The organism is Mucilaginibacter sp. (assembly GCF_965277465.1).
Classification (GTDB): Bacteria; Bacteroidota; Bacteroidia; order Sphingobacteriales; family Sphingobacteriaceae; genus Mucilaginibacter.
This window is the reverse complement of record NZ_CBDICW010000001.1, coordinates 1,059,336-1,077,751: the sequence shown is the minus strand read 5'-3', so window position 1 is coordinate 1,077,751 and position 18,416 is coordinate 1,059,336. Positions and strand designations below refer to the sequence as shown.

The following is an 18,416-nucleotide window of genomic DNA, read 5'->3' as shown; positions in this document are numbered from 1 at the left end:
GCCAGGAATATTCTAATTCCTGGCTTCTGTGTTTTCTGCTCCTGAAAAGATCAGTTGATCAGCAGCTTATAGCCACGTCCATGTACGTTAATGATCTCCACCGTTGGATCTTCCTTTAAATATTTCCTGATCTTACTTAAAAAAACATCCATACTGCGGCCGTTAAAGTAATTATCATCGTGCCATATATTTAACAGAGCTTCTTCGCGGGTAAGCACTTCATTTTTACGGATGCAAAGCAAACGCAGCAGTTCTGCTTCTTTGGTTGATAGCTTTTGCTGCACATCGCCAATGGTAATCAACTGCGAAGTATAATCAAATGAGTAGCGGCCAAGCTTAAATATGGTTTGCTTTTCCTCCTCCTGCTTTTCCGAATTACTGGTACGTTTAAGCAATGCGTTTATCCGCAACAATAACTCTTCTATACGGAATGGCTTGGTGATATAATCATCCCCGCCTAAGTTAAAAGCCATTGTTTTATCCTCAATCATGCCCTTTGCGGTTGCAAAAATTATAGGCACGTGGCTATTTATCTTCCTGATGTCTTTACCTAAGGTAAAGCCATCCTTTTTAGGCATCATCACATCCAATATTAACAGATCGTAGCTCGATTTGGTAAAGGTTCGCAAACCTTCATCACCATCTTTACATAAAACAACATCAAACTTACCTTTTAGCTGCAGGTAGTCCTGCAACAGTAAGCCCAAATTAGGGTCGTCTTCAACCAATAATATTTTCTTCATGTGATCTGTTAATCCGGAAGACGGGAAAATTCGCGAATCCGAAGGATTATTTATTTTATATAATTAAAGCAAGCCCGCTAATCCGGGTGCTTTTAAAATTTTTGCGGTATTAACTTAACTATTGATTTACAGATCAATTAAGTAACCTGAAATTTAAGTTCAAATTCCGAACCCTTTTCCTTTTCAGATTTTACACTGATCATCCCATTCAGCCTTTTAACTACGGTATTAACATAACTTAAGCCTAATCCAAAGCCCTTAACATCGTGCAGGTTGCCCGTAGGGATACGATAAAACTGCTCAAATATTTTAGTCTGCTGATCGCGGCTCATGCCCACGCCTTTATCTGCCACCCTGATAACAACCTGTCCGTTTTTATTAAGTGTACTTATGGTAATATCAGGTGTATCAACACTGTATTTTATAGCATTATCAATCAGGTTATAGATCACGTTCGAAAAATGAAGCTCATCGGCACTAATAACCGCGTTTTCTGCGTAAAGCTGCAAATTTATCACCGCTTTGGCTTTTTGGAGTTTTAGCTCCATACTGTCAACCACCAAAGCTATCATATCATTAACATCTAATGGCTTTTTATCCAGCTTAAAATCGTTTTTATCAATACGGGCAATGTTCAGTACCCTTTCAATGTGGCTGCCCAAGCGTTCGTTCTCCTCGTATATAATATTTGCCAGCCTTGCCACCCGTACTTTATCCTGCGCTATCTCTACATCCTTCAAAGCCTCGCTGGCTATCATTATGGTTGATACCGGGGTTTTAAACTCGTGGGTCATGTTGTTAATAAAATCAGTTTTCATTTCTGATACCTTTTTTTGTTTAAGGATAGAAAAGATGGTGTACCCAAAACAAAATACCAGCACAATCAACAAACCACCGGTGGTAGCCATTGAAGCCGTCATCCGGTTTAATATCAACGAGTTCTTTTCAGGGAAATCCACCTTTATCAAGCCGGGATCATTAATAACATCCTTACTAAAAATAGGGGTTTGATAGCTGGTTACATCATTAAAGGTTGGCTTTTGCCCCAAAACATCATTTGCCTTCGAGAAGATCAGCGAGTCGTTATTAGCCGTAGTTACTTCATAGCTAAAAGGCAAATTAATCCCTTTATTGTGCAGCTCATATCTTAATAAAGTATCAATCCATAACGGATCCAAACGCATTTTAAGCGGCTCGCCATATTTACCGTATTCTTCAGCAAGGTTTTCTATTACTGTTGATTTACTTTGAAGCGTATTTTGAAGCGAATCATGTTCCAGCAGTCTTTTTACTTCGCGCAGCTGCCGTTCCTTTTGCTTCTGCTCCTGTTCGTGCTGCCATAAAGCATTAATGCGGGGTACTGAAATGGTTTGCTTGCCAAACTGCGGGTCGATGTAGGTATAGTGGATGGTATCGTATTTATGAAGCTTTTGATTTTTTTTAACCACAGCGTCTGGATTGCGTACCAGCACCGGGATAACACGGCCATGCGTTACACCGGTTTCGTCGGTAAACTCTTCGTAATGGATCTGCAGATCAATGGCCCCGTTCATGGTAAGTTTATTGATCTCATCATCCATGCTTTTTTGGGCAACCATACGGCGCATCCGGTCGCGCAGCATAGCTATCTTTTTTTCGCGGGTGGTAAGCTTCTTTTTTTGATTGCTTTTAATAATGTGGCGATCAATGTTCCCCCTATCGGCAGGCAGTTTTGCCAGCCAGGATGTTTGTGCCCCCCGCTGTGCCCTTATGGTTAAAAAATGCTGCGCATCGTGCTTCGTAATTTTGGCTACGACGTTGCTTAAAGCTTCGTTTACCGAGCGGCCAAAAAGCTCAGACTTCATTTCGTAAGATTGCCTTAAAAAATACAATTGCATGGCCATTACACCCAAAAGTGCAAAACTCATTAAACCGATTATAAGCGCAATACTTCTCTTTTTCATTGCAAAAACAAAAATATTTTAAATAAGCGGACATATTATGCTTTTAACAAATTTTAACAATTTATAACCTACATTTAACCAATTGAAATATAGTTGTTTGCTAAATTTGATATACTAAATACATTATTAATTGTAACATTGCTATTCGCTTACAATAATATGGCGCTTATTTAAGTTTCATTTAAAAATAACCAATATACCCCACAATGAAAAAGTTCTCATTAAAACCCGGTTTCGAATTTGTTTTTTCGCTTAGTTTAATTGCGATACTTGCCTTACCCCCCGTGCTGTTAGCCCAAACTCAAAATGAGCTGGAAATAAAAATACAAAACGGCGATACTACCATTAACGGTAAAAATATTAAAGATCTATCGGCCAAAGACAAAAAGAAAGCCTTAAAGGATATTAACACCATTGGCAGCCTGCCTGCCGATAATAACAGGCACGAGTTAAGATTAGACCGTGTAGAAGTTAGAAGAACACCCGGCGGCAGTGACAATATGCCAACGATAGTTGAAGACATGGCCATGAGGGATAGCACAAGTAACGGTGTGCAGGTAAGGTTTGTAAGGCACCGGAAAAACCCGGGCATGGCTTATCGTTTTAACGATGAGAATGGCGGACCAAGGGACAGGAGAATGGATGGCCAGTTTTTGGGAAATGGACCCGATGTAAGGAACAGCCAGGATTTTGACTATGTAACTACCGATAAAGACGGTATAAATACCCACGCTTATTTCCAGGTTTCTGAAGCATCCAGAGAGATGTTAAAAGAAATTGCCCGCGTTGAGGAAGCTAATCTTGAGTTAAGGGACCTGAACATCGTTCCACAATTTACATCGGGCAAAGTAGTGGTAATGTTTAATTTACCTGCAAAAACCATTGCCGAAGTAAAACTTAAAGACAGCGAAGGCAAACTGATCTGGAGCGATAAAGCCGTAAACGGCAGCTTCAGCAAATCATTCGGGCTTGGCTTAAACGGTGTTTACTACCTGCAGGTAAAACAAGGTAAAGACGTTGTACTGAAAAGAATATTCAGGGGTGAGTAATTAAAATTCATCCCCCATATTTAAATACAAATGGCCTTTCAGTTTTGAAAGGCCATTTTCTATTCAGGTTTATTATCTATGCTTTAAATAGATTTACGGTTAACAACCGTAAATTGATTAGAAAGGCAGATCATCTTCATCAGCTGAAGCGCTGATGTCGGCTGGTGGAGCATATTCGGGAGTTGTGCTTGCACCGGCACCGGCCAATACATTTACTTTCCATAATTGTAACGAGTTAAAATAACTCTTTTTGCCCGCCTTATCAGTCCACGGGCGGCCTTTTAAATTGAAGAAAACTTCAACGTCATCACCAACTTTAACAGTATCTAATAAATTACAACGATCCTGTATAGCTTCAAACTTTAAATACTCCGGATATTGCGGATTTTCGATGTATTCAAGTATCAGTTCTCTCTTCTTTAGTGAGTCAGTAACCTGTACGGTTGGCGCCACTTCATATACCTTACCCTTAATTTCCATAAGTTTCAAAAATTAAAAATGTAAAGTTAATAGATAAGAAATAAAATAGGGCGTATTTAATTTCATAAATTCGCAAAATATCATGCAAGTTTTCCACACTGAAAGTAAAATCATCATAACCTGTAATAAAAGGTTATCCTCATATCTTCAACAAGAGGTTGAAGAGCTGGGCTTTAAACCTGTCCGCGTTTTTCCAACCGGAATTGAACTGTTAGGTACAGTTACAGATTGTATTTCGCTCAACCTCAATTTACGTTGTGCCAGCCAGATACTGTATTTAATAAAGAGCTTTAACGCCGAAGATCCAAAAGAACTTTATGATGAATTGGTTACCATTGAATGGGAAAAACTGATTGATTTTTCGGGCTATTTTTCCGTAACCTCAAACGTTAACAACGAGCATATACTTACCCCTCTTTTTGCAAACGTTAAAGTTAAGGATGCCATTGCCGACAGGATAAAGTCAATAAAAGGCCTGCGTCCAAACTCGGGTGCCGAATCAAATAAAACAGTTGTACACCTTTACTGGCAGGATAATGAGGCCGATATATTTTTAGATACATCTGGCGAAACCCTGGCAAAGCACAGCTACCGTAAAATACCAGGTAAAGCGCCAATGCTTGAGGCTTTGGCTACATCAACCATTATGGCTACCCATTGGGACCGTAAAAGCACATTTATTAACCCCATGTGCGGCTCAGGTACCTTAGCTATTGAAGCTGCTTTATTAGCAACCGATAAACACCCCGGCCTGTTCAGGATGAATTATGGTTTTATGCACATTATGGGCTATGATGAAACCGTATTTTTTGCCGAACGTAGAAAACTTAAGGATAAAGCAAAGAAAGAAACAGGCTTTAAGATCATCGCTACCGATATATCTGAAGACGCTGTAGATATTGCTCAAAAAAATGCTAAAACTGCCGGAGTAGAACATTTAATTGAATTTAGTGTTTGTGACTTTGCAGATACGCCTGTACCGGCCGAAGCCGGTATTGTAATGTTTAACCCTGAATATGGTGAGCGACTTGGTGTGCATACCAAATTAGAAGCGACTTACAAACGTATTGGCGATTTTATGAAAAAAGATTGCCTGGGTTACAGGGGTTATATTTTTACAGGAAACCCCGATCTGGCAAAAAAAATAGGTTTACGTGCCGCCCGTAAAGTTGAGTTTTATAATGGTAAGCTTGATTGCCGCTTATTAGAGTATGAGCTGTATGAAGGTACCAAAAGAGAACCAAGGGAGGTTTAATTTAAATGCCGGCTGCCTGATTTAATTGCAGCATGCCGGTAATTACAAATACTAATAATGAAAAAGATCATATTATCTGCTGCGGCATTGCTATTATCGGTTTGCTGCATGGCACAGGAACAACTTGCTTTCCCTTTTCAGGGAGGCAAGGATATAATGACCCGCTTTTTTAAGGAGAACCTGGCCGCATCGCCCGAGATCATCCAAAAAAAGGCTACCGGTACCGTTATTTTTAAATTTACTGCCGATATTAAAGGCACTATTACCAAAATAGTTATTTACTATGCAGATGATGCCGTTTTGGTACCGCCAATTATTGAGGCCCTAAAAAAATCAAACCATAAGTGGATCATTCCTGATCACGAAAAATCAAACGATTTTATACTGGCCTTTTCCTATAGCTTTAATGCTCCGGAAACGCAAAGCGCCGAGTTGCGAAAAGCTGTTTATGACTATATCACTAACCGCAAGCCCATTTTTTCAACCGATCAGATCCCGCTTAACTTAGCTACCCTGCTGCCAACGGTAATGATTAATTACGACGTGCAGTAAACCCTAATTGTATACCAATTGCCCCTATATTTGTATTAAAGGGGTTGTTATACAGAAATGGAAAAAAACGCCGATCAAAATTACCGTAAGATCATCCATATTGATATGGATGCCTTTTACGCGTCTGTTGAGCAGCGTGACAATCCCGAATACCGCGGCAAACCATTAGTGGTAGGCGGCCTGCCCGAAGGGCGTGGAGGGGTTGTGGCAACGGCCAGTTACGAAGCCCGCAAGTTTGGCATCCGCTCGGCAATGCCTTCAAAAAAAGCATTACAGCTTTGTCCCGCTGCCTTGTTTGTTCGCCCACGGTTTGCTGCCTATAAGGAGGTTTCGCAAAAGATCAGGGAAATATTCAGCAGGTATACCGATCTGATCGAACCACTCTCGCTTGATGAAGCCTACCTTGATGTTACTAATGATAAGCTGAACATTGGCTCGGCCATTGAAATAGCTCAGCAGATAAAACAAGCCATTAAAGATGAGTTACAGCTCACCGCATCGGCAGGGGTGTCCATCAATAAGTTTGTTGCCAAAATAGCTTCGGATATTAATAAACCCGATGGTTTAAAGTTTATAGGACCATCAACCATTGAGGCTTTTATGGAGAAGCTCCCTGTTGAAAAGTTTTTTGGCGTAGGCAAAGTAACTGCCCAAAAAATGAAGAACATGGGCCTGCATACCGGCGAGGACCTGAAAAAACTCAGCGAAGATGATTTAAGCAAACACTTTGGCAAAGCAGGCCGGTTTTACTACCTCATCGTGCGTGGCATTGATAACCGCGAAGTGCAGCCTCATCGCGAAACAAAATCATTAGCTGCCGAAGATACCTTTGCCTACGACCTTACCACCATAGAAGAAATGGAAGCCGAGCTGGATAAAATTGCCGCTACCGTTTGCAACCGCCTGCAAAATTACCAGTTAAAAGGCCGCACTATCACCCTTAAAATAAAATACAGCGATTTTAAGCAGATCACCCGCAATCAATCATACCCCGTTGGTGTAAACGACCTGGAAACGGTATGCGTCACCGCAAAAAAACTGTTAGCCGCAACCCAGCCCGAAGATAAAAAGATCAGGCTGCTGGGTATTTCGCTCTCCAACTTCGGAGAGATTGTCGCGAAGCAAAGAGAAGAAAAACCTACCGACCAGCTAAAATTATTCCCCTTTTAATAGTCCAAATAGTCAGGAACTATGGTGTCTTTACAATAGATTCTTGTACACTTATTGCAATTATACAGGTGAAAGGGATTTCCACAGGGTTTATTACCTTTGCACCCATGATTGATGTTATATTAAAGAAAGGCAAAGAGAAAGCAGTTTTACACCGCCACCCCTGGGTATTTTCCGGAGCGATTGAAAAAGTAAAAGGAAAACCCGAAAATGGCGAAATTGTAAAACTGATTGATGCTAAAGGCGCTTTTATGGCTTATGGTTTTTATAACGATCAGTCGCGCGTGGCATTGCGCCTTTTGGAGTGGGACGAAAATGTGGTGATTGATGAGCAGTGGTTCCGCAATAAAGTAAAAGAGGCCGTTGCCAGCAGGGATAATGTATTGATAGCTGGTGTTACCAATACCTGCCGTTTAATATTCAGTGAATCGGATTACCTGCCGGGATTAATTGTTGATAAATACGCCGATCACCTGGCTGTACAGGTACTTACATCGGGCATTGAAAAAATGATGCCCGCCATTATTGACGAGCTGAACACCCTTTTAAAACCGCTAAGTATTTTTGATAAAAGCGATGCTTCATCGCGCGGGCACGAGGGTTTGGAAACGCAGAATATTGTATTAGCCGGAAGCCATCCGCCTGCAAGGGTTGAAGTGATTGAAAACGGCATCGTTTATAACATCAACATCGCCGAAGGCCAAAAATCAGGCTTTTACTGCGATCAGCGCGATAACCGCAAAATTGTAGCAGCTTACGCCAAAGGAAAAAACGTACTGGATTGCTTTAGCTATACCGGTGGTTTTACTTTAAACAGCCTGCAAAATGGTGCGGCATCGGTTACCGCGGTTGATAGTTCTGTACTGGCCATTGATACTTTAAAAGAAAATGTTTTACTGAATAAATTTGATGCCGGTAAAGTAAGTACCATTGCATCTGACGTTAATAAGCAGCTGCGCAAATTCAGGGAAGAGGGTGCGTTTTTTGATATTGTAGTACTCGATCCGCCAAAATATGCACCGTCGCGCTCAGCGTTGGATAAGGCTTCAAGGGCTTATAAAGACCTGAACCGCTTAGGGATGCTGTTATTAAATAAAGGCGGCTTACTGGCAACCTATTCCTGCTCGGGAGCCATGAATATGGAAACCTTTAAACAGGTTATTGCCTGGGCCGCATTAGATGCCGGTAAACAGGTTCAGTTTATCCACCAGTTTTGCCAGCCCGAAGATCACCCCTTAAGATCATCCTTCCCTGAAGGGGAATATTTGAAAGGATTATTGTGCCGGGTGTTTTAATAGAATTAATTTACCTGTACCAGTAAACGACAATAAAAAAGCCCCATAAAGTTTAAACTTTATGGGGCTTTGTATATTAATAGTTTAATAAGTGCTTATTCAAAGTTAACGCCGCCGTAGCTGGTTTGGATATTTACCCTTGCCTCGCTGCTGCCCTTGCCTACATGGCCTTTATAATTGCGGGTAGTGCCAATGTGCCTGCTTCCATCTGGCGGGGTTTTACTGGTAATAGTTACCTTATCATCATTATAGTTAAACCCACCGTAAGATGTAGTTATATCAAAATCAAAGTTATTACCTGCCGGCACACCCAATGCCACACCAGAGTAAGAGGCATCAATGCTCAGCTTTTTTAAGGAATTAGCCAACTCGCCTATTTTAAAGCCACCCACGTACGAAAGGTTAAATTCAGCAGTGCCCCTTATTCTGCCCAATTTAAATGAGCCATAGCTTAAATCGGCTTTCAAGTTAGTGCAATCTTCAATCTCCGCGTTTCCGTACGAATAATCTAATTTACCGCCGTTCATATTAGCTATTTTTAAACTGCCGTAACTACCTTCAATATCGTTTGATGCATTTGAAAGGTTTTGTGCAGATACGCTACCGTATGATGAACTGATCTTTACACGCCCTTCAAGATCAGGCAATTCGATAGATCCATAGCTATCCTCTACATTTAAATCATTTTTGGCAGGCATAAAAACTACATAGTTTATGGTAAGCTTATGCTTTTTACTGCTACCACCCCAATTAAACAGGCTCCACGAACCATTGTTATTCCGCTCTATCGAAGTTCTGAATGAAACCTGGTCTCCGTTTTTACTATCGCTGATCTGCACGGCATCTACCAGTTTCTGTGCATCATCTTCATTCCCGGCTTCTGCTTTTATCTGTATATCAACCTTAATCTCGTGCCTGTCCCAGGTGTTAACTGTTATTTTACCGTACTGGTTACTCAGCCTGATACGGTCATTACCATCAACCGGGTAGCTTTTGCTATGGTTTTTAATCCTGACAGACTGTGCTGCATCTTCATTATTGTCATCACCATTATCCCCAGAAATACTGATGTTCAGATCTTTATTCAGATCGCCAAGGTTCACCGCTATTTTTGGATCTACCTCTAAATTAATTGAGGAGCCTAAGTCGCCAAGGTCAAGGTTCATTTTTGAGGTAACATTGTTTACCGTAAGCGAAATGGTTTTACCCAGGTCTTTTAACCCGGCTTTAAGCTCCTTGTTCAGATCGTCCATCGCTACCTGGAAATCCTTATCATTAAACCTGGTGTTAACCGATACTGAACTAGCTTTAGTAGTGACAGCAACATTAGTATTTTGCGCAAAGCCTGCATTGGCAGCAAAAAGGGCTGCCAGTATAAATAAAAGAGGCTTAAATATTTTTGATTTCATTTTTTTGATCTTTTTTCTCTTTGTTAAACTGCTCAACCACACTTAGCTGCTGGTTAAGCACTTCGGTTTGGATCTGCAAATTGCGGATCATGGCGTGCAGCACACGTTCCTGGTTAGGGCTGGTGGCTAAATCGCTGTTCAGTTTTTTATAGGTCGAATCCATTTTGGCAATCTCGGCACTAAACTCCTTGTATAATTGCGGGTCAGACTGTGCCAGCGATTTCAATTCCGTTCGCTTGGTTTCAATCATCGAGGTATACTGCACCTGTTGCTGTGCATAAACCGGGTTAATGGCTGCAAAATCAACTTTTCCATTTTTCTGGCTGTGCAGGAATAAAGAAAACCCAATACCCATCACTACTATTACGCTTGCCGCTACACTTAATACAAACCCTAACGAAAATGTTTTGGTTTCGCGCTTTTTTGGCTCGCCTTCCTGTACCGGCAACTGTTTTTCAATCCGGCTCCATAAATCTGCCGATGGCTCAAGGTCATCAAATTCTTCCCGGTTCATTTTCATGAAATCCTCTAATCGCTTGCTCATGATGTAATTCCCTTTCTTTTTAAAATTTCAACAAGTTTTCTTTTTGCCCTCAAAAACTGGGTTCTTGAGGTATTTTCTGATATATTTAGTATCTGTCCTATTTCTTCATGGTCATAACCTTCCAACAGGTAAAGTGATATTACTACCCGGTAACCTTCGGGTAAATCTTTCATCGCTTCTTTAACCCTTGCTGCCTGGTACTGGGTTTCTTCCTGGTCGTCAAATTCCTCATCGGGTATGTTCTCCAACTGGTCGCCTTCCATTTCAATAAATTCCATTTTGCGTTTGCGCAACAGGTTTATTGACCGGTTAACAACAATTTGTTTAAGCCATAGCCCAAAAGTGGTATCCTGCCTAAAATCCTTCAGCTTACTAAATGCATCAACAAATGCTTCCTGTAATACGTCTTCGGCTTCGGCAATATTTCCCACTATCCTAAAGGCGACGTTCAACATCGCTTTAGCATATAGCTTATACAACTCATGACAGGCTTTTTTACTCCCCTGCTTACACTCAACCACCAGGTTGTAGTGCTTATCTACATATACGGCTTCCAAATTTTAATCAGCTTGCATGTTATATGACGCAGTGTTTTTTGCAACGTTGCATGTGGACGCAAAAGAATTTAATTATCTGGACCAGAATTTACAGGATTTTAGAATTGGCAGAATTCCTGTACCATTCTGTTAATTCTAAAATCCTGTAAATTCTGATTCAGACAGCGGTCTTCAAAAAATCATCTATAGCCGCTACGGCACCTTGGTACCTTTCAGGGCCTATACCCGAGATAACTTTATAGTTAGCGTTTAAAGCATCTAATTCTTTATACCAAACATCCATAAAATGTTCGCGCATTTCGGGGAAATCACGCAGCGGGTCTTCTTCCCAGGGCAGGTCGATATTTAAAAGCAGATAAAGATCATAAGGGCGTTTAGGGAGTTCGTCCAAAACTTCCTGCGGCGAACTGCCAAACATCTGATCACTCCAGATCTTTACCGTAATAAAAGTAGTATCGCATATCAGCAGTTTGTTAGCCTGCGGCTGCATCCCGGCTTCTAAAGCCAACTGGCCGTAAAACATATTGATCTCATCCTGCCAGGTTGGCGGCTCGGTTAGCTTTTCGCAATACTCACGGGCATATTCGGGTACCCAAATAGTTTGGTAATGCTTTGCCAGGTAAGCAGACATGGTTGATTTACCGGTTGACTCAGGGCCAACTACCGCTATTTTTTTTATGGGGGATACTGTATTTTCCATTTGAGTTAAGCAGCCTGTTTTTTATAGTCTTTTTTCCAGTCGATATAGCCTAATACGGCAATGGCAACAAATACTGCATACATAACTGCTGTTAAATGCAGGCCCTTAAATATATAAACGCCTACATAAATTACATCAACAAAGATCCATATCAGCCAGTTTTCTAAAACCTTGCGGGCCAAAAGCACCTGCGCTATTAAGCTGCAAGCCGTACAAAAACTATCAATAAAAGGATAAGATGCAGGCGTAAGTTTTAATATAGAGCCTAATATATAGGTAAATATAATAATGGCTATTACTGAAAAAATAACTTCCTTTTTGGTGATGAGCAAAACAGGGGCCTTGTTTTCTGTTGCGGGTTTGCGGCTCCAATAATACCAGCCATAAAAATTCATGGCCATAAAATAAAACTGCAGCCCCATATCGGCATAAAGGCGCGCATCAAAAAAAATAAAGATGTAAATACCCACACTGATAATAGCGATCGGCCAGTTCCAGATATTGTTTTTGGCAGCCAGGTAAACGCATAAAAGCCCGGTAATTACGCCAATAGTTTCCAGCAAGGTTTGCTGCATCATCCATTGGTGAATGGTGTGTAATAGCTGCATGTTCAAATATAAATAAACTTTTTAAGCCCCGCTTAAAGGCAGTGTAAAGCTTACCATATAGTTACCCGCTTATCGGGCTCTACCCACATCTTATCGCCTTTTTTGATGTGAAATGCCTCGTAAAATTCAGGAATATCAGTTAGGGGTACATTTACCCGTAAAAACCCGGGTGCATGTACATCGGTAAGAATCTGGTTGGCTAATACCTCCTCGCGCTCATGCCCAAGCCAGCTCAGGGCATAGCCCAAAAAGAAACGCTGCATAGGTGTAAAGCCGTTTATCAGCTTCCCTTCTTTATATTGTTTGGTCTTTTTAAAGGCATCAATACCCAAAACAATACCACCAAGATCGGCAATGTTCTCGCCAAGGGTAGCCTTGCCGTTTATATGCAGGCTATCCAGCACTACATACCCGTTAAACTGATCAACTAATTTTTGGGCGCGCTGGGTAAACTTTACCGAATCCTGCGGTGTCCACCATGCTTTTAAGTTGCCTTTAGCATCATACAGACGACCTTCATCGTCAAAGCCATGCGTAATTTCGTGGCCTATTACCGATGCCGCTACATAGCCATAAGCCATGGCATCATCCACATCGGCATCTTTTATACCGGGGATCAGCAGCTGTGCAGCCGGCAAGGTGATCTCGTTATTTGATGGGCTGTAATTTGCATTATAGGTTTGCGGTGTCATGTTCCACTCTTTGTGGTCAACCGGTTTGCCCAATTTATTAATGGCGAAGAGATAACCCCAGTGCCGCGCATTCATCACATTGCCTGCATAGGATTCGCGGCTGATCATCAATGCCGAAAAATCCTTCCACTGATCAGGATAACCAACTTTAGGATGGATAGCGTTTAACTTAGCAAGCGCTTTCTGCTTGGTTTCGGCACTCATCCAATCTAACTTCATAATATGTTCGCGGTAGGCCTGGCGGATAGCTTCAACCTCGGCAAGGTATCTTTCTTTACTTTTTGGCGAAAAGTATTCCTTAACAAACAACTGGCCCAGCAATTCGCCCATCAGGCCGTTCTCGGTATCCAAAACACGTTTCCAGCGGGGTAGCTGTTCTTTTTGCCCGCGCAGGGTTTTGCCTGTAAAGCGGAAGTTTTCAGTAACCAGCGCGTTGTTTAAATAAGGCGCATAAGCTGCAAGCAGCTTTAAACGCAGGTATGCTTTCCAGTCTGCCACTGCAAAAGTTTTTAAAGCTTTATCAACCGCCCTGTAATATTCCGGCTGACCAACTATAACTGTATCAACCGGTTTTAATTCTAATTTTTTGAAAAGGATATTCCAGTCAATGCCCGGTGTTAATTTGTTTAACCCGGCAACAGACATTTTATTATAATTGGTATACGGATCGCGCAGGGCCTCGAGTTTACGGCTGCTATCAGCCAAAAACTTTTCAATATCGAAAGCGCTTTTTGCCCCGGCTATTGCCGCCTTCTCATCCACGCCGGAGAGCGAAAGCAGCGTAGGTAAGTATTTTGCCTGGTAATCAATACGGATACGGGTGGTGCGGGTATCGGTTTTAAAGTAATAATCGCGGTTAGGCAAACCCAAGCCTGCCTGCCCTAATTGCACCATCATTTTTGAGCTGTTCTTATCATCCTGCCCAACGTACATCCCAATAAAAGTACGGATGCCTACGGTTGTTAATGCTGCTGATGCATTTAAAATATCCTGCTCATTTTTTGCGGCATCAATAATTGCCAGCTGTGCTTTTAGCGGTGCAATGCCCGCCTGCTCAATGCCTGCACTATCAAGCCCGCTGTAATAAAAATCGCCTATTTTTTGGGTGGTTGATCCCTTGGGGGCATTTGCCTTTAAAGCATCCTCATTTATTTTTCTTAAACGCTCGCGGATCTCTTCGGTAACCTCATTACCAATGCCCCAGCTTGAGTATGCTGCGGGGATAGGATTCTTTTTTATCCACGTACCATTGGCGTACATAAAAAAATCAGTGCCGGGACTAACCGCTGCATCAATATTTTTGTAGATAGGATCGTCGGGGTTATCAATTATTTTTTTTGCCTGGTAAGCGCATAAAGTAAATGCCGCTGCAATGGCTATATAAAGAGCCGGTTTTTTGTTGATGTCCCGCATAATGATCAGTTGTAAAACAAACTTAATTAAAATTTGCAATTGAACTTTAGGCCATTGCAAATAATAAACGTATAAAATAAAACAGGCGCAATAAATTGCGCCTGTTTACTCTGTAATTTTTGGTTTACTACCAAATCTTCACCCTTTTATCAGGATCGATCCACATTTTATCGCCCTTTTTAATATGGAAGGCTTCATAAAACTCAGGCACATCAGTAAACGGACCATTAACGCGCATAAAGCCTGGGGCATGCTCGTTAGTTAGGATCTGGCTGGATAATGATTCCTTTCTTTCCTGCCCAAGCCAGCCCAATGCATAACCCAGGAAAAATCGCTGTATCGGTGTAAATCCGTTTATCAGCTTACCTTGTTTATATTGATCTGTCTTTTTAAAGGCGTCCAAGCCAATAACTATACCCCCTAAATCGGCAATATTTTCGCCTTGTGTGGCTTTGCCGTTTACATGCAGGCCATAAATGGTATAACCGTTAAACTGGTTAATAAGCACCTGGGCACGCTGGGTAAATTTCACCGAATCTGATGGTAGCCACCATTCTTTTAAATTTCCCTGGCCATCGTACTGGCGGCCGTTATCATCAAAGCCATGTGTCATTTCGTGACCAATGGTTGATGCGGCTGCATAACCGTAAACAACGGCATCGTCCACATCCTCATCTTTTATACCCGGAATGGTGAACTGCGCAGCAGGCAGCACAATTTCATTATTTGATGGGTTGTAATAAGCATTATAGGTTTGCGGTGTCATCCCCCATTCGGTACGGTCAACAGGCTTACCTAATTTGGCGGCATCGTACTCGTGCCAAAAAGTATTGGCGCGCATTACATTTAAGGCATACGGTCCGCGGTCAATAGTAAGGCTCGAAAAATCTTTCCAATGATCAGGGTACCCCACCTTAGGGTTTACTTTTGATAATTTATCGTAAGCCTTTTGCTTGGTTTGCTCACTCATCCAGTCCAGCTTTTTAATATGCTCCTTAAAACTGGTGCGCATGGCCTCAACCAGATCAACATACCGTTGTTTGGTTTTTTCGGGGAAATATTCTTTTACAAATATCTGCCCTAATACCTCACCCATCAGGCCGTTTTCGGTATCCAATACACGTTTCCAGCGGGGTAGCTGTTCTTTATTACCGCTTAATACTGTTCCGTAAAACCTGAAGATCTCACTATCAAAGGGTTTGCTCAGGTACGATGCAAAAGCGATGATGAGGTTTTTACGTAAATAGTTTTGCCAATCGCTGATGCTGTAATTAACAAGGGCCTTATTTAAGGCGCGGTAATATTCTGGCTGGCCAACTATAACTGTATCTACATTTTTGTAGTCCATTTTTTCAAATGTGCTTTTCCAGTCAATAAGCGGGGTTAGTTTGCTCAAGCCAGCCAAAGGCATTTTGTTGTAGTTACGATAAGGATCGCGCAGGTCTTCTAATTTCCTGGAACTGTCAGCAAAAAACTTCTCCATTGCATAGGTTTTGTTGCTTACTGTAACAGCCGCATCAGCGCTTAAGCCCGATAACTTGAAAATAACCGGTAAATGCTTTGTTTGGTAATCGGTACGAATATCAACACTGTGCTGGTCGGTATTGAAGTAGTAATCGCGGTTGGGTAAGCCAATGCCGCCCTGGTAAAGTTGCAAAAGGTTTTTATTACTGTTTTTAGCATCCTGCCCAACACCTAATGATATAGGAGTTTCAACGCCAATATTGGTAAGGTGGGCAAACTCATCAACCAGGCCTTTAACATCCTTTACCGCATCTATTTTATTTAATTCGGCTTTTAGCGGATCAAGGCCCTGCTTTTCAATATCAACGGTATCCAAACCACTGTAATAAAAATCGCCGATTTTTTGGGTGTTGCTACCCTTTTCGGCGTTGGCTTTTAAAGCATCTTCATTTATTTTTTTTAGCCGGTCCCTTAATTCCTCTTCAACAACATTGCCTATACCCCATGATGCGTATGCCGCCGGGATTGGATTTTTTTTGAGCCAGCCGCCGTTTGCATATTGAAAAAAATCATCGCCGGGCTTTACGGTGGTATCCAGATCTTTAAATATGATATCGTTTTTGGCGTAATCTTTTGTTTTATCCTTGCAGGCACTTAAAAACAAAGAAGCCGCAATGCTTATCATTAAGGCGTTTATTACAGTTTTGTTGGTCATACGTTTTACTTGTAGGAAATAAAATACAGTCAGTGTACAAAATATTAGACAATAAATTTACTGAAGAACCCTAAATCAGTACAATTTGTTTAATTACTGAACAAATAAACATTAAATAACAGTAATTATAATGCAGCCGGCTTGGGGAAATTAAAATTTACGAGCCAAAACAAGTAACATTAATGATACATTAACCCAGCGTGTAATTTTGACGCATTGATAATACTATTATAACAGTATAACACGGTTTATTCAGGAATTAAGCAACAAAACGCCTCAATTTTATATATAAATAACTCATAATCAGCTGTTATTTAAATTCACATGCTGATTGCAAATAAATTTTAAATCAACCTGAACTATGCAGCTTTTACCATATGCTGCTATTGTTAATAGCAGCCTTGAAAAATTACTGGCTTAACATTTGTTATGAAGTGAATAGCCCTGCATATTACCGATGAAAATTATAAAAACATCTACCTATAAAAAACTTGTTTTTGAATTCTCAGACGCCCAAGCTGAGGTATTTTGTTCTTTGTTTTGGGTTTAATCAATAGTTTAAATTAATTAGGGGAAAGGGAGCTTCAATAGAGCTCTCTTTTTTTTATGTATATATTTTTTACTATGTATGCATAGTATTATTTTTGACTACCAATTTTCCATTCATGTATTTTGAACTGACCGAAGAACAAATAATGATCCGCCAGGCTGCGCGCGACTTTGCGCAAACCGAATTAAAACCCGGCGTAATTGAACGCGACGAACATCAAAAATTTCCTGCCGAACAAGTCAAAATGCTGGGAGAACTTGGCTTTTTAGGGATGATGGTATCACCACAGTATGGTGGCAGCGGCATGGATGCCATCTCTTATGTTTTGGTGATGGAAGAATTATCAAAAATTGACGCCTCGGCTTCGGTAGTGGTATCGGTAAATAATTCATTGATATGTTATGGCCTGGAAAAATTTGGCAGCGAGTTTCAGAAAGAAAAATATTTAGTGCCTTTAGCCAAAGGCGAAAAAATAGGCGCTTTCTGCCTGTCTGAGCCCGAAGCCGGATCAGATGCTACCTCGCAAAAAACTACGGCCATTGACATGGGCGATCATTACCTGCTTAACGGGGTTAAAAACTGGATCACCAACGGTAACTCCGCTTCAACTTACCTGGTAATGGCCCAAACCGATGCAGCAAAAAGGCATAACGGTATCAATGCCCTGATAGTTGAAAAGGGAATGGAAGGCTTTACAATTGGCGCAAAAGAAAATAAGATGGGCATCCGCGGTTCTGATACCCACTCGCTCATGTTTACGGATGTTAAAGTACCAAAAGAGAACCGCATTGGCGAAGAAGGTTTTGGGTTTAAGTTTGCCATGACCACTCTTGAAGGCGGCCGCATTGGCATTGCATCGCAGGCATTGGGTATTGCCTCAGGCGCTTATGAGCTGGCCCTGCAATATTCAAAGGAGCGCAAGGCATTTGGCAAAGCCATTGCCGATTTACAAGCCACCCAGTTTAAATTAGCCGATATGGCTACCGAAATTGAAGCAGCCCGTTTATTATGCTTAAAAGCAGCCTGGTTAAAGGACCAGGGCCTCCCTTATGCGCAGGCAAGCTCAATGGCAAAGCTCTATGCATCTGAAGTAGCTATGCGTACTACCATTGAGGCCGTACAGATTCATGGTGGCTATGGTTTTGTGAAAGAATACCATGTGGAACGCCTGATGCGCGATGCCAAGATCACCCAGATCTACGAGGGTACATCCGAGATTCAAAGAATTGTCATATCGAGGGAATTATTGAAATAATTTGCCAAAATTTTAATAGGTT

General features: G+C 41.4%; 16 protein-coding genes. 6 read left to right on the top strand and 10 right to left on the bottom strand.

The window, feature by feature from the left end:
- Positions 1-50: 50 nt before the first annotated feature.
- Both ACQY4U_RS04920 and ACQY4U_RS04915 read right to left on the bottom strand, forming a co-directional pair.
- Positions 51-743 carry a response regulator transcription factor gene (locus ACQY4U_RS04920; RefSeq protein WP_428328275.1) on the bottom strand — a complete coding sequence of 231 codons (693 nt, stop codon included), beginning with the start codon at positions 741-743 and terminating at the stop codon, positions 51-53.
- A 137-nt stretch (positions 744-880) separates the two neighbouring features.
- Positions 881-2,686, bottom strand: coding sequence for a sensor histidine kinase (locus ACQY4U_RS04915; RefSeq protein ID WP_428328274.1), 1,806 nt, complete (start codon positions 2,684-2,686; stop codon positions 881-883).
- Between the two features lie 206 nt (positions 2,687-2,892).
- Between ACQY4U_RS04915 and ACQY4U_RS04910 the strand changes: the two genes are divergently transcribed.
- A complete protein-coding gene (locus tag ACQY4U_RS04910; RefSeq protein WP_428328273.1) occupies positions 2,893-3,735 on the top strand; it encodes a T9SS type A sorting domain-containing protein in 843 nt (280 codons plus the stop codon).
- Between the two features lie 117 nt (positions 3,736-3,852).
- Here the strand turns inward: ACQY4U_RS04910 and ACQY4U_RS04905 are convergent, their stop codons facing one another.
- Positions 3,853-4,215: a DUF3127 domain-containing protein gene (locus ACQY4U_RS04905; RefSeq protein ID WP_428328272.1), complete on the bottom strand. Its 363-nt coding sequence runs from the start codon at positions 4,213-4,215 to the stop codon at positions 3,853-3,855.
- 82 nt (positions 4,216-4,297) lie between these two features.
- Here ACQY4U_RS04905 and ACQY4U_RS04900 point away from each other — a divergent pair, with 82 nt between their 5' ends.
- The 4 genes from ACQY4U_RS04900 (at position 4,298) to ACQY4U_RS04885 (ending at position 8,487) form a co-directional block, all read left to right on the top strand.
- Positions 4,298-5,470: a THUMP domain-containing class I SAM-dependent RNA methyltransferase gene (locus ACQY4U_RS04900; RefSeq protein ID WP_428328271.1), complete on the top strand. Its 1,173-nt coding sequence runs from the start codon at positions 4,298-4,300 to the stop codon at positions 5,468-5,470.
- A 57-nt stretch (positions 5,471-5,527) separates the two neighbouring features.
- Positions 5,528-6,022 carry a hypothetical protein gene (locus ACQY4U_RS04895; protein ID WP_428328270.1) on the top strand — a complete coding sequence of 165 codons (495 nt, stop codon included), beginning with the start codon at positions 5,528-5,530 and terminating at the stop codon, positions 6,020-6,022.
- Positions 6,023-6,079: 57 nt separating this feature from the next.
- Entirely contained in the window at positions 6,080-7,192 is a 1,113-nt protein-coding gene (gene dinB, locus ACQY4U_RS04890) for a DNA polymerase IV (protein WP_428328269.1), read from the top strand.
- Between the two features lie 107 nt (positions 7,193-7,299).
- Positions 7,300-8,487 (top strand): class I SAM-dependent rRNA methyltransferase, encoded by a 1,188-nt coding sequence (locus ACQY4U_RS04885; protein ID WP_428329723.1) that lies wholly within the window; start codon positions 7,300-7,302, stop codon positions 8,485-8,487.
- A 95-nt stretch (positions 8,488-8,582) separates the two neighbouring features.
- Here ACQY4U_RS04885 and ACQY4U_RS04880 read toward each other — a convergent pair whose 3' ends face one another.
- The 7 genes from ACQY4U_RS04880 to ACQY4U_RS04850 form a co-directional block, all read right to left on the bottom strand.
- Positions 8,583-9,896, bottom strand: a complete 1,314-nt coding sequence (locus ACQY4U_RS04880) for a hypothetical protein (RefSeq protein ID WP_428328268.1) — start codon at positions 9,894-9,896, stop codon at positions 8,583-8,585.
- Complete coding sequence (locus ACQY4U_RS04875; protein WP_428328267.1) at positions 9,877-10,440, bottom strand: hypothetical protein; 564 nt, start codon at positions 10,438-10,440, stop codon at positions 9,877-9,879. Before ACQY4U_RS04875 ends, ACQY4U_RS04880 begins: the two co-directional genes overlap by 20 nt.
- Positions 10,437-10,997 carry an RNA polymerase sigma factor gene (locus tag ACQY4U_RS04870; RefSeq protein WP_428328266.1) on the bottom strand — a complete coding sequence of 187 codons (561 nt, stop codon included), beginning with the start codon at positions 10,995-10,997 and terminating at the stop codon, positions 10,437-10,439. Before ACQY4U_RS04870 ends, ACQY4U_RS04875 begins: the two co-directional genes overlap by 4 nt.
- Before the next feature lie 157 nt (positions 10,998-11,154).
- Complete coding sequence (locus ACQY4U_RS04865; RefSeq protein ID WP_428328265.1) at positions 11,155-11,697, bottom strand: AAA family ATPase; 543 nt, start codon at positions 11,695-11,697, stop codon at positions 11,155-11,157.
- Positions 11,698-11,702: 5 nt separating this feature from the next.
- A complete protein-coding gene (gene pnuC / locus ACQY4U_RS04860) occupies positions 11,703-12,305 on the bottom strand; it encodes a nicotinamide riboside transporter PnuC (protein ID WP_428328264.1) in 603 nt (200 codons plus the stop codon).
- 50 nt (positions 12,306-12,355) lie between these two features.
- The gene (locus tag ACQY4U_RS04855) at positions 12,356-14,410 is read right to left on the bottom strand and encodes a M13 family metallopeptidase (RefSeq protein ID WP_428328263.1); all 2,055 of its coding nucleotides are present in this window, start codon (positions 14,408-14,410) and stop codon (positions 12,356-12,358) included.
- Positions 14,411-14,537: 127 nt separating this feature from the next.
- Positions 14,538-16,589, bottom strand: a complete 2,052-nt coding sequence (locus ACQY4U_RS04850; protein ID WP_428328262.1) for a M13 family metallopeptidase — start codon at positions 16,587-16,589, stop codon at positions 14,538-14,540.
- Between the two features lie 665 nt (positions 16,590-17,254).
- Between ACQY4U_RS04850 and ACQY4U_RS04845 the strand changes: the two genes are divergently transcribed.
- Positions 17,255-18,394, top strand: coding sequence for an acyl-CoA dehydrogenase (locus tag ACQY4U_RS04845; RefSeq protein ID WP_428328261.1), 1,140 nt, complete (start codon positions 17,255-17,257; stop codon positions 18,392-18,394).
- Positions 18,395-18,416: the final 22 nt, after the last annotated feature.